The organism is Terrimonas pollutisoli (genome assembly GCF_029360765.1).
GTDB lineage: Bacteria > Bacteroidota > Bacteroidia > Chitinophagales > Chitinophagaceae > Terrimonas_B > Terrimonas_B pollutisoli.
Genome location: NZ_JARKNA010000011.1, coordinates 150,785 through 163,649, shown reverse-complemented (window position 1 = coordinate 163,649; position 12,865 = coordinate 150,785). Strand labels below are relative to the sequence as shown.

General features: G+C 41.0%; 8 protein-coding genes. 4 read left to right on the top strand and 4 right to left on the bottom strand.

Annotated features, from left to right (window positions below; genetic code table 11):
- Positions 1–259: 259 nt before the first annotated feature.
- A complete protein-coding gene (locus tag P2W73_RS17330; protein ID WP_276503344.1) occupies positions 260–1,234 on the bottom strand; it encodes an ROK family protein in 975 nt (324 codons plus the stop codon).
- An 80-nt stretch (positions 1,235–1,314) separates the two neighbouring features.
- Positions 1,315–2,787 (bottom strand): MFS transporter, encoded by a 1,473-nt coding sequence (locus tag P2W73_RS17325; RefSeq protein WP_276503343.1) that lies wholly within the window; start codon positions 2,785–2,787, stop codon positions 1,315–1,317.
- A gap of 134 nt (positions 2,788–2,921) precedes the next feature.
- Here P2W73_RS17325 and P2W73_RS17320 point away from each other — a divergent pair, with 134 nt between their 5' ends.
- From P2W73_RS17320 to P2W73_RS17305, 4 genes are all read left to right on the top strand, one after another.
- A complete protein-coding gene (locus P2W73_RS17320; protein ID WP_276503342.1) occupies positions 2,922–4,343 on the top strand; it encodes a glycogen synthase in 1,422 nt (473 codons plus the stop codon).
- 96 nt (positions 4,344–4,439) lie between these two features.
- Positions 4,440–5,720 carry a glucose-1-phosphate adenylyltransferase gene (locus P2W73_RS17315; protein ID WP_276503341.1) on the top strand — a complete coding sequence of 427 codons (1,281 nt, stop codon included), beginning with the start codon at positions 4,440–4,442 and terminating at the stop codon, positions 5,718–5,720.
- A 218-nt stretch (positions 5,721–5,938) separates the two neighbouring features.
- Positions 5,939–7,249, top strand: coding sequence for an MFS transporter (locus P2W73_RS17310; RefSeq protein ID WP_276503340.1), 1,311 nt, complete (start codon positions 5,939–5,941; stop codon positions 7,247–7,249).
- 83 nt (positions 7,250–7,332) lie between these two features.
- Complete coding sequence (locus P2W73_RS17305; protein ID WP_276503339.1) at positions 7,333–9,219, top strand: glycoside hydrolase family 13 protein; 1,887 nt, start codon at positions 7,333–7,335, stop codon at positions 9,217–9,219.
- A 38-nt stretch (positions 9,220–9,257) separates the two neighbouring features.
- Here P2W73_RS17305 and P2W73_RS17300 read toward each other — a convergent pair whose 3' ends face one another.
- Together P2W73_RS17300 and P2W73_RS17295 are read right to left on the bottom strand one after the other, a co-directional pair.
- Positions 9,258–9,992: a GLPGLI family protein gene (locus P2W73_RS17300; protein WP_276503338.1), complete on the bottom strand. Its 735-nt coding sequence runs from the start codon at positions 9,990–9,992 to the stop codon at positions 9,258–9,260.
- Positions 9,993–10,016: 24 nt separating this feature from the next.
- Positions 10,017–12,782 carry an outer membrane beta-barrel protein gene (locus tag P2W73_RS17295; protein ID WP_276503337.1) on the bottom strand — a complete coding sequence of 922 codons (2,766 nt, stop codon included), beginning with the start codon at positions 12,780–12,782 and terminating at the stop codon, positions 10,017–10,019.
- Positions 12,783–12,865 lie beyond the last annotated feature (83 nt).

The following is a 12,865-nucleotide window of genomic DNA, read 5'->3' as shown; positions in this document are numbered from 1 at the left end:
ACAATCACAACCCCTTACTCAAAAAACAAATATTCCAGGTTGGTCATTAAAAACGAGGAGCAATCTGAATTAGTTGAGCTTTTTAACCTTGAAATTTAGCTTGGGTGTCCCAGTGACGAAAACAGGAGAGATATGTTCTACCGGACAAAAAGCCGGGCGATGACTATCGGAAAAAATGGCAGGGAATATTTCTCTAAAAGAAAAAGCTTCAACTGAGTCGTTGAAGCTTTTGCAGTCTGAAAAAAAGTATTTTATAAAGCTAATTCGCCTCCCAAACCAGGGCACTTGCTCCGAGGATGGCGGCGTCAGATTCCTTTAAATGACTGATTAGGATCTTGACTTTATTCTGGAAAACCTGGATCAGGTTTGCCTCCATATGCTCCTTGGTTGGTTTTAAAATAAGGTCGCCGGCCTTGGTCAGTCCACCAAAAAGTATGATGGCTTCGGGGCTTGAAAACATCACCGCATTGGCCAAAGCGAGTCCTAAAATCCGGCCTGTAAAATCATAAATATAGCGGGCCAGTTCATCGCCTTTGATGGCTGCCTCGTATACTTTTTTTGAATCGATTTCTTTTTTGGGAATGTCGCGAAGTATGCTGGGAGTGTCTGTTTTTTCCATCAGGTCAAGGGCGGTATTAGAAACACCCGTGGCCGATGCATAGCTTTCCAGTGAACCTTTTTTTCCTGTTCCCGGGTGCACTCTGCCGTCTGGAATGATAATGGTATGCCCGAGTTCGCCTGCGAAACCATCATGACCATAGATCAGGTGACCGTTGGCAACAATGCCACTTCCGACGCCGGTGCCTAAAGTGATCATGATAAAATCCTTCATTCCTTTGGCCGCACCGTACATCATTTCACCAATTGCAGCAGCATTCGCATCGTTAGTAAGAGTTACCGGCAATTTGAATTTTGCTTCAATCAATTTGGCCAGCGGGATAATTCCTTTCCAGGGAAGATTGGGCGCATACTCGATCGTCCCGGTGTAATAATTACCGTTTGGGGCTCCGACGCCAATTCCTTTCATCCGGCCAATGCCACCGGCTTTTTCTATTAATACAGACAAAGACGAGTACAGATCGTCAATAAAACTATCTACTTCTGCGTGTTTCCTGGTGGAAATCTCACTTGAAAAAAGAACATTTCCGTCCCTGTCAACTATACCAAACTTTGTTCCTGTGCCTCCAATATCAATTCCTATTGCCAGAGCTTCTAAGCCGGATTTATCAGCCATCGTGTTTTATTTTTATAAATAAGCCCCGTTACTTTTGTCGTAACGGGGCGATAAATGTACGAAGTAAATGAATTGATTTGTTAATGACCTCCGACACTTACTTTCTCATCATATTCTATTCCTTGTTTTCTTAAAATGCCTTTTACACTCCAGGCATAATAAGCAAGATATAGGAAGCAGGCAATGCCAACGAGGTATGACCATTGTATACCCAAAAGATTGTCGGCAGCCAGCCATCCCTGTAATAAGCTTACAATACCTCCACCCATGATCATCATGATAAGAAGACTGGCTCCTTCGTTGGTGTGTTTCCCCAAACCCGCAATGGCCAGGGTAAAAATACAAGGCCATAAAGTAGCGCAGAAGAGACCTACGCTAATAAATGCATAAACGCTGATCATACCATCAGCTATTATACCGATAAATAAAGCCACGATCCCCATTAGACTAAAAATTAGCAACTGACGGGCTGGATTCCCTTTGCTTAATATATCACCAATTATTATAGCGAGTATCACTACTGCGTATATATAAAATGGCGTGAGATCATGGTCGGCTATCCAGTTTACCAGCAAGAACACACCAAATGCTATGTAAGGCATCAGGAATCGTAAAATTTGCCTGAGGCTTTTTGATTGGGCAAACGCTCCAACCGAAGCCGTCCAGCGACCAATCATTAAACTCGCCCAGTATAAGGATACAAATGGCGCAATTTTATCAGTGGGGAATATACCTCCATCTTCTCCTTTTATATGTTGTTTCATAAACTCGGGAAGGTTTGCAGCTGTACTTACTTCCACCCCCACATATATAAATATGGCCAGCATGCCTAATACAAGCTGCGGATATTTTGTCGGCCCACTTCTGTGCAGCACCTTTTCTTTTTCCTGACCGGCTTCTTCCTCGGCGACAGCATCCAGGTCTATCTTATTAGGAACGGCGGAAAATTTAAAAACGATTGCTACGAGGATAAAGACAGCTCCCAATATCAGGTAGGGCACTTTAATACTGCTAATATCAGCATTACTATTGCCAGATGCAACCGAACCAAAAATGGCGAAACTCACTAAGAGCGGACCAATAGTAGTTCCAAAATTATTAACACCACCCGCCATGCTCAATCGCTGTGCGCCTGACTTTGGATCACCCATTATGATTGCAAGCGGGTTAGCTGCGGTCTGTTGTAAAGAAAAACCAAGGCCAACAATAAACAGCCCGGAAATGAACAACGCAAAAGATGATTGCTCGGCAGCAGGGTAGAATAGCAAGGTACCGATTGCTGAAATAATTAAGCCAAGTGCTATTCCATTTTTATAGCCGATTTTATTGAGAATATCACCGCCCCGGGCTTTACTGATCAAAAAGTAAATAATTGATCCGACCGTATAAGCCACATAGAACGCAAAAGAAACCATTTGGCTCTGTACTTGTGAAAGATGAAGATTTTCTTTAAAAACGGGAATTAAGATATCGTTGCTTGCAGCAACAAAGCCCCAAAAAAAGAATACACTTATAAGTGTTCCAAATTGCGACCATTTTGTTTGTTGATTCATTGCAGTCGTGGGTTTTTATTTAAGCACTGAAAATAGAAATAAATCAGCTAGTGAAAAATTTTTAATTATAACAATGGAGCAATGGGAAAAACACCTTAATTTGAAAATAATTACTTCAACACAATTTTTTTTGAATGGAAATTGTACATGTTTCAGCAGAGTGTTATCCCGTGGCAAAAGCCGGTGGCCTTGGAGATGTAGTAGGTGCGTTGCCAAAATACCAGGCCGAATTAGGTCATGTTACAAAAGTGGTGATGCCGATGTATCGTACAAAATTTCTGTATCAGAATAATTGGGAACTGGTGCATGAAGGTGGCCAGAATCTCGGGTCCTATAGGTTTCATTATAGTGTTATTCGTGAAAAGACAAACAAACTCGGTTTCGATCTTTATTTAGTAGATATAAATGGCTTGCTGGATAGAGAAAAAATTTACGGGTATGATGACGACACTGAACGGTTTACAGCTTTCCAGATTGCCGTTTGCGATTGGCTAAGCCAATGGGAACATGTCCCGGATATCATACATTGCCACGATCATCATACAGGGCTTATACCTTTTATGGTTAAGCATAGTTATCAATTTCGCCTGAGGCTGGCGGATGTTCCCACGGTATTTACAGTACACAATGGTCAATACCAGGGGTGGATCAGCTGGGATAAATATTATCTTATTCCTGCCTATGACAGTTGGAAATGGGGTTTGCTGGATTGGAACAACACCATCAATCCAATGGCCTCCGCTGTTAAATGTGCCTGGAAAGTGACAACCGTTAGTTACAGTTACCTTGATGAACTAAAACACTCGGCCAATGGTTTGGAAAATCTTTTTGAATATGAAAAGGGGAAAAGTTTTGGTGTATTGAATGGTATAGATACACAGGTGTGGGACCCTGAAACAGATAATTTCCTTATAAAAAACTATGACAAGGAACTGGTAGAAAAAGGAAAGAAGAAAAATAAGAAAGAGATCTGCGACCAGTTTGGTCTTGACCCCGAAAAGCCACTAATTGCTTTTATCGGGAGATTGGTAGGAGAGAAAGCTGCCGACCTCTTGCCTGAAGCTATTTCCCAGTCAATTTATCACCATCATGGTAAAGCTAATTTTCTAGTGCTTGGTTCAGGAGAAGGTTATTTGGAAGAACAACTGGATCACATGAAGCACCACTTCAATGGATATTATAACTCCTATATAGGATACAGCGAGCCACTGAGTCACCAGATATATGCTGGTGCTGATTTTTTGTTGATGCCAAGCCGCGTTGAACCTTGCGGCTTAAACCAGATGTATGCTTTGCGCTACGGAACGGTGCCAATGGTTAGGAGCATTGGTGGATTAAAAGATACGATTAAGGATTTTGGTGACTGGCAGGGCTATGGTATCCGCTTCGACCAGGCCAGTGTTGGTGATATTACTTACTCCGTAGGAAGAGCAATCGATCTATATACGAATAAACCCGACCTGTATCAATGGATGCGCAGTCACATGATGACGATCGATCATTCATGGGATTCTTCGGCACAACAGTATATTGATCTTTATAAAACTTTGAAGTAACAGTTAAAAAAATATTGATCAAATAATTTTTTGTTGGAATTTTTATACAAATTGTTACTTAACTTTTCTGTATAATTATCAAAAACAAGTTTGCCTATGTCAATTTCTAAAGAAATACTCACTGTAATATTAGGTGGAGGCGCCGGATCAAGATTATATCCATTGACAGCAAGCCGTTCCAAACCGGCTGTTCCAATTGCGGGAAAGTATCGGCTCGTAGATATTCCTATCTCTAACTGTATGAACTCGGGTATTAACCGCATGTTTGTATTGACGCAATTCAACTCAGCATCTCTAAACAGGCACATAAAAAATACTTACCATTTCAGTGCTTTTAGTTCAGCTTTTGTAGATATCCTGGCAGCAGAGCAAACGCCGGACAATCCGACCTGGTACCAGGGTACAGCAGATGCTGTCCGGCAAAGTCTTCGCCATATCACTCCGTTTGAAAGTGAGTATGTATTGATCTTGTCAGGCGATCAACTGTATCAAATGGATTTCCAGGAAATGCTGGACAATCATAAAAAAACAGGGGCAGACATTTCTATAGCGACCATTCCCGTTGGGGACAGGGAAGCTCCTGAATTTGGCATCTTAAAAAAAGATGAAAATGGATTGATTACATCTTTCATTGAGAAACCAAAGAAAGACGTGTTAGGTGAATGGGTAAGCGATACTGGCGAAGAGATGCAGAGAGCCGGCAGAAAATACCTTGCATCCATGGGTATTTATATTTTTAATCGTAAGCTCTTATTCGATTACCTGCAAAATAATTATCTCGATGCAACTGATTTCGGTAAAGAAATTATTCCTCATTCTATCGACAAATGCAAAGTAGCGAGCTACCAATATGATGGTTATTGGACTGACATCGGTAATATTTATTCCTTCTTCGAAGCCAACCTGGGTTTGACAGCCGATCTGCCCGACTTTAATTTATTTGATAACAACAGGGCCATTTATACCCGTGCCCGGATGTTACCTCCTGCAAAAGTCAGCGGTACAACGTTGGAGAAATCTGTTATTGCTGAAGGCTCCATCATTAACGCATCACGTATGGATACCTGTGTTGTCGGTATACGTTCCCGGATAGGGCATGGGTCTACAGTCAGGAATACTTATATCATGGGTAGTGATTATTACGAAACGCTTACTGATATTGCAAAGGATAAAGCACAGGGTGTTCCTTTATTAGGTATTGGCAACCGTTGTTATATTAATAATGCCATTGTTGATAAAAACTGCCGCATCGGCGATGATGTCCGGATCAATGGTGGTTCTCATTTGGAGAATACTGATCAGCCACTCTACACTATTAAAGATGGAATAGTAGTGGTTAAAAAAGGAGCAATCATTCCAAACGGGTTTGTTATTTAGCCATTCATTTTGACGGGAACGGGTAATGCGTTTAGCTGGTAGAATTTCAGGAACGGGAGGCTTTTTTCTCAATCCTAAATGTGTACTTGTTACATAATATTATTATCTTCCCGGCCTAAAGCTAAAAATTAACGACTGCTATGGCCTCCTCCTCTTATATTCTGGACAAAGATGACCTTGTTCCCAAGCCTCATTTAAGTTTTTGGCAAATATTCAATATGAGTTTTGGGTTTCTTGGAATTCAGTTTGGATTTGCATTACAAAATTCAAATGCCAGCGGTATTCTAAGAAACTATGGTGCGGATGTGGAGCATTTATCCTGGTTTTGGTTAGCTGCCCCATTAGTAGGATTAATTGTCCAACCAATTGTGGGGTATTACAGTGATAAAACATGGAACCGCCTGGGTAGAAGAAGGCCATATTTTTTAGCAGGGGCCATTCTTTCATCAAGTGCTCTTACATTGATGCCTAATGCCGGGATACTCGGAAGCATAGCTCCATTAGTAATAATAGGTGCCGGGTTTTTGATGATCATGGATGCCTGTTTTAACCTGGCGATGGAACCATTTCGTGCATTGGTGGCAGACAACTTACCCGACTCTCAACGAACACTTGGCTTTTCTGTTCAAACTTTCCTCATCGGAATAGGAGCTGTGGTCGGTTCTTTCTTACCTTATATATTACATAACTGGGTGGGTATCTCAAACGAAGCACCTGCGGGAGTCGTAGCGGCCAACGTAAAGACTGCTTTTTATATTGGCGCCGCTGTTTTTATTGGAAGTATTATCTGGACCGTTATAAAAACAAAAGAATATCCACCTGCAGAATATGAAAAATATCATGGCAAGAGTGAGGAAAGTCATGCGGGCATCATGAGCATTTTTACCGATCTGAAAAAAATGCCAAAGACCATGAAGCAGTTAGGATTGGTTCAGTTTTTCAGTTGGTTCGCTTTGTTTGGTATGTGGGTGTTTACCACTGATTCCATAGCAACACATATTTTTCATTTACCCATAGAAGATAAAAGTTCAAAAGCATACCGTGAAGCACAGGATTGGACGGGTGTTATTTTCGCGGTGTATAATGCAGTGTCCGCTGTTTATGCTTTGTGTCTTCCGGCGTTGGCTTTCCGCATTGGTAGAAAGAAGACGCATGCACTTTCATTAATCATTGGCGGTGTAGGGCTGATCTCATTTTTCTTTGCTCCCAATAAAGAGTTCCTGATCTTTTCGATGGCTTGTGTGGGAGTAGCCTGGGCAAGCATCCTGGCAATGCCTTACGTAATTCTGTCGGGTTCGATACCACCAGGAAAGATGGGAATATACATGGGTATCTTTAATTTCTTTATCACCATGCCTCAAATACTGAATGGGATCGTTGGCGGTCCGATGGTTAAAAATGTCTACAACAACCAACCGGTATATGCCATAGTACTGGCGGGCATTTTTATGTTGTGCGCCGCTATAAGCGTCATCTATGTTTATGATCCCGGTGCTATGCGCATTAAAGAAGAAAAAGCGCTGGCTTAAAAATTTTGAATGAGAAAGTTTAGTGTACCACAAACTTTTCTCCCGGCAAGTTCCAATTTGCCAGATCCCTTAAAACTTCACATATGAAAAAAAGGCATTTAGCTATTTGTGCTCTTCTTATTATAAGTACTCCTCTTTGGAGCCAGGATTTATATCCCACGCATTGGTGGGTAGGAATGAAGAATCCAAAACTTCAATTGATCGTTCACCAGGAAGGAATAGCGGAAAAAATTCCCATGTATAAATTATCTCCTGCAGGGATGAAATTGGCGGAGGGAGTAACCTTAAAGGCAATTCAACGGGTTGAAAATCCCAATTATGTTTTTCTTGACCTGGTTATTGATAAAAACGCTAAACCCGGTGCACGAACATTTAGTTTTGGTCCACCATCCAAAGCGGTCAAAATAAAATATGAATTAAAAGCCCGCAGTAAAGAAAATGGCAAGACAAGGATACAGGGAGTAACACAAGCCGATTTTATTTACCTGCTCATGCCTGACAGGTTTGCCAACGGCGATCCTTCCAATGATTATTTTACTGATATGCGTGACACAGGTCACGACAGGGCGAATCCCTTTGATCGTCATGGTGGTGATTTAAAAGGAATAGAGGATCACCTGGATTATTTCAACGAATTGGGAGTAACTGCTATCTGGCCAACACCTGTGGTAGAAAACGATATGACAAGGACACAGGAGGGTGGTATATCAAGAAGCACTTACCATGGTTACGCATTTACCAATCAATATGCAGTTGACCGGAGATTGGGTGGTAATGACGCCTATAAAAAATTGGTGAACGCAGCGCATAGTAAAGGAATCAAATTTATCCAGGACGCGGTGTACAATCATATAGGTGATGATCATTGGTCAATAAAAGATATGCCAATGAAAGACTGGGTGAATCAATGGCCCTCGTATACCAATTCTTCCTATAAAGATCAACCGATCGTTGATCCCTATGCATCGGATATTGATAGAAAACTTTCAGTTAATGGGTGGTTTACTCCTTTTATGGCAGACCTTAACCAGCGAAATCCTTTGGTGGCTAATTTTTTGATCCAATACGCCATCTGGGCTACCGAGGAATTTGGAATTGATGGCTGGAGAATCGATACTTATTTTTATAGCGATGGTGAGTTTTTAAATAAAATCAATGATGCGCTGGCAAAAGAGTTTCCGTCATTAACCGTGTTCGGTGAAACCCTGGTACCTTCTGTTGTAAATGCAGCATGGTTTTCCGAAAACAATTTGACCGTTCCCTTTAAGCACAATTGCCCGGGCATTACTGATTTCCCGCTTACAAATGCTATGATCGATGCATTACGGCAACCTTTTAGTTGGACTGATGGTGTTAACAGGTTGTATTCTACTTTAGCGCAGGATATCCTTTATAAAGATCCAACAAGGAATTGCATTTTTTTGGACAATCATGATTTGGACAGGATCTATTCTGTCGTTGGTGAAGATTATAATAAATATAAAATGGCCATCAACTGGCTGCTTACATTAAGAGGCATTCCTCAAATGTACTATGGTACCGAGATCCTGATGAAAAATTTCAAGAACCCCACTGATGCAGAAGTACGCAAAGATTTTCCGGGTGGATGGAAAGAGGATACGGTAAATAAATTTACGAAGGAAGGGAGAACAGAACAGGAGCAGCAGGCATTTACCTATGTATCTTCATTGGCAAACTTCCGCAAGACTTCTTCAGCCATTGCAAAAGGAAAGCTGATGCAGTATGTACCTCAAAATGGATTGTATGTTTATTTCCGGTATGATGCAAAGCAAACAGTGATGGTGATTTCCAATACCGGCGATAAATCAATGAAACCCGACTGGAATTATTATGCGGAGAGAACAACTGGTTTTAAACAACTAAAAGATGTTGTTTCCGGAAATAGTATACCGATGGAAGGCTTTGAAATAAAGCCGAAAGAAAGTTTTGTTTTTGAATTGTTGAAATAAAAAATTCACTGGACCAAGAATCATCATTTGCCGATAAACTAGATGACAAAAGCCAGGATCAGCTTCTGACCATAGCTCTCCCAGCGTTTCAAAGCTGTATTCAATGTATTAATCATAGAGTTCCTGGTTTGCTTTTTACCTTTGGTAGCAGGAGCGATGAGTTTTGCGTTTACCTCCTGGCTGACTCTCGTTGCAAACCAGGTTGTATGCAAACGGGGAATACCCATTCCCAATATCATACCAGGTAGTCCGTGAATGCCTTCGGGGCCACCGCTAATCATGATCTCATTGGTATAAAAAGCAAAAACAGCAACCGTGTCAAATAAAATACCGATTGCTTTCCGGCACTCAAAACCCGCGATATTTCTTGTATCGGCAGTTATCTTCCATTTGATCTTCAGAAGGCTGTCCTGCACCAGGTAAGTTTCTTCATAGATGGGTTTTTGCGTAATCGTAGAGCCGTTACTATAATCATTAAATACGGTATTTTCATCCGCAAAAGGTTTGAACCACATATTGCGGGGAATATCCGCTTCTTTGGTTCGCTTATAAACGGATTTATTTCCTTCACTGCTGAAGTTGAAATAACTGATTGTCTCCTTTGGGATATATTTTTTGCTCTGTTCAAACCACTCAGGTTCTAATTCTTTCATCAGCGGCCATACCGCTACTGTTTTTGCATAATCGATACTTACTTTATCTAAAAAAATCTGTTGCGCTTTTGTCGCACGACACGAAATCAAAAGGATAAGGCAGAGATGGATTTGCTTCATGATGGTCGATTAAATGAATTAATATTATTTTTTTTCTTGTCCTGGCATTTTATTGAAATTCCAGGAAACTGTCAGCAGGAAATAACGGCTTAGCCTGTCATAGCGTTGCTCGCTGATAAAGTTGCTGTTGATGGTACGATTGAAGCCAATATTCTGATTCAGGATATCATGAGCGACGAGGCCCATCTTCAGCGATTTATCTTTCATGAATTTGCGGCTCAGCTCGGCATTCCAGACCGTAGTATTTACATTATTAGCGAATGCAGCTGTTTTTTGTCGCAGCTCCATTTCTACATTCGATTCCAGTTCAAAGTTCCAGGGAAGCTTTACATATCCTTCGGCCCTGCCACCGTAGGTCCAGTAATTATTATCCGCCGAAGGCCGAAGTGATGATTTTGAAATAGTCCGTGTAACCTTTGGACCTATATTGAAATTATATTTTTCCTTAACGGAATACCGCATAAAATAATGCATGGAAAGATTTGCATAGGTATTGATGTTTTCTTTTCCGTTAATATAATTCTTTGATCGTCCACCATTGGCCTCAGGCGATAAACCATGGTTAAGTTTTTTGTCACCTTCTCCTGAGGTCCACCAGCCATAAGAATACCAGTTATTATTTCCGTTCACGTTGACCGGGATATAGGTTGTCTTTCCAAAAGAATCCGTACTGCTGAAATTGGTAATCGCATTTTCAGAAAAATTCATACCTCCGCTCAGGTAAAAATATCTCCCGCTGAGAACTTTATAATCATGCAAACTAAGATTAACATTATGGTTAAAACCCACCTTAAGATCTGGATTGCCAACGTAAATACTCAATGGATCATCGTTATTGCGAAGGGGTTGTAGCTGGGTGATCGTAGGCTGAACGGTATTGCCGCGATAAGATAATGAAAAGCCGGTCTGTGCTTTAAATTTATACCCGATCTGTGCCTGCGGTGTGAACCCGGTAAATTTATATGTTGTCGTTTTATCCAGGTCCAGATCTTTAAGGTTTAACCTGATTGCTGAGAGACCTGTTCCAAAACCAAACCGTAATTTTTTACCTAAATATCTTGCGGTTATTGTTCCACTATTGGACAAGGCATCAAGGTTAAAATTATTGCTGAATACAGGATTTAGTTCGGTATACTTGCCATTGCCATCCTTGTCGAAACTATTCCGGTGAGAAACAGACTGGTTACTGTTCAAGCTATATTCTGAAACGATATTCCATTTATCATTCAACGGTTCGTTATAAGTAATCTTGGTGCCAATGGTGCTTGAATTGCCGGTGTTGATCTTCTGCTGATCTATAATATCAACCGAGTCGGGATTGCCCGTACTATAAAAATGACTTGTTGAGGATAGTATGCCATCCTGGTCGTCCTCGACAATCCCTAACCGTACGGTAGCTATTAACTGGCGGTTCTTCTTTTTAAATAGTTGTTTGTATGTAAGAGCGTTGTCTAATTGTCTTTTTTCACTGTTGAGCTCATTGGTCCGTGTGTTTGTATTGACAAACTCCGATGCTTCGTTCAAAGCCTCGCCGTAACTATTCGTAAAGGAATTTTTCTTTTTATAAATACCTGCAACGGTATACTTAATCGAAGCCAAAGAATCTATCTGCCATTCGTATTTTCCCCGTACCGCATGTTGTTGTGAAAGCCCTTTACTTTTTGAAATGGAATTATTGAAAAAAGTGGTATCCTCTAACAAAGTTTGTGAAAGATTCGTTGTTGTATTGGTTGTTTCAAGCCGGTTATACAGGTAGGAGAGATTTAATTTATTTTTATCCTCTTGCCATTTATTGCCAAACAAAGCACCAACTGTATAGGCATTGGGTAAACCCCGCAGGCTCCAGTCCCTGAAATCATTATCATTATCTCCATAACTGTAATAATAACCACTGATCTCATCATATTCGTAGTCATCTTCAATGCCCAGTTTATTCCTTTCTTCCCAGCCAAGGCTGCCTGTATTGGTATTACTTTTTGTGGCGTAGAATGATATCTTTTTGTTACCCTGGAATTTATTATACATCAACTTGCCATTGTACAGCTTATTGAAATCACTGCTGCCTTCAACTTTTCCGAAATAGCCTTTTTTAGAGCTTTCCTTTAATTTTATATTGATCGTTTTATTACCGCTACCTGATGCCCCAATACCTTTTAACTGGTCCTGTTCCGATTTAGTATCATACACCTGTACCTTGTCCACTGCTTTGGCTCCAATATTCTGCGTGGCAATGGTAGGATCGTCACCAAAGAATTCTTCGCCGTCTACCAATACTTTGTCTACTCTTTTGCCCTGTGCAGTTATTTCACCCTTACTGTTTACCTGCATTCCAGGTATTTGTTTCAACAATTCTTCTACCGTCGCTCCTTCTTTTACGTGAAAACTATCCGCGGTAAATTCAGTAGTATCCCCTTTGATGCGCATAGCTGCATTGGCTCGAATCACTACTTCTTTTAACAGGAGACTGGCAGGTGTAAGCGGAATCACGCCAAGGTTCAATAGTTGTTTGTCAGGTACAGTGATCTTATCTGAATAATCCGCAAACTTTGGAAAGCTGACCAGCATTACATATTCACCCGGCTCCAGGTTACTCATACTGAAACTGCCGTTTGTATCGGTTCTGGTGAATTTTACCAATACAGAATCCCTATTGCTCAAAAGAGCAATGACGGCGTGGGGGAGATTTTTCTTATCCAAAGTGTCCCGGATAGAACCTTCAATGGAAGAAGTCTGGCTGAATGCTTCCGGCAGGATAAAGCACAGCAGGAGAACAAAAAGAAGTTTTCGCATTACTATTTGTCTGTTGGTGTAAATAATGTGCTAAATCAGAACCTGCCTATATCGCTTCAATAACCGTAACAAGAATGCTGCTT

Bases quoted from the DNA above. Each gene is read 5' to 3' on its own strand.
- P2W73_RS17295 (WP_276503337.1), bottom strand. From the start codon at position 12,782: ATGCGAAAACTTCTTTTTGTTCTCCTGCTGTGCTTTATCCTGCCGGAA.
- P2W73_RS17305 (WP_276503339.1), top strand. From the start codon at position 7,333: ATGAAAAAAAGGCATTTAGCTATTTGTGCTCTTCTTATTATAAGTACT.
- P2W73_RS17300 (WP_276503338.1), bottom strand. From the start codon at position 9,992: ATGAAGCAAATCCATCTCTGCCTTATCCTTTTGATTTCGTGTCGTGCG.
- P2W73_RS17310 (WP_276503340.1), top strand. From the start codon at position 5,939: ATGAGTTTTGGGTTTCTTGGAATTCAGTTTGGATTTGCATTACAAAAT.
- P2W73_RS17320 (WP_276503342.1), top strand. From the start codon at position 2,922: ATGGAAATTGTACATGTTTCAGCAGAGTGTTATCCCGTGGCAAAAGCC.
- P2W73_RS17325 (WP_276503343.1), bottom strand. From the start codon at position 2,787: ATGAATCAACAAACAAAATGGTCGCAATTTGGAACACTTATAAGTGTA.
- P2W73_RS17330 (WP_276503344.1), bottom strand. From the start codon at position 1,234: ATGGCTGATAAATCCGGCTTAGAAGCTCTGGCAATAGGAATTGATATT.
- P2W73_RS17315 (WP_276503341.1), top strand. From the start codon at position 4,440: ATGTCAATTTCTAAAGAAATACTCACTGTAATATTAGGTGGAGGCGCC.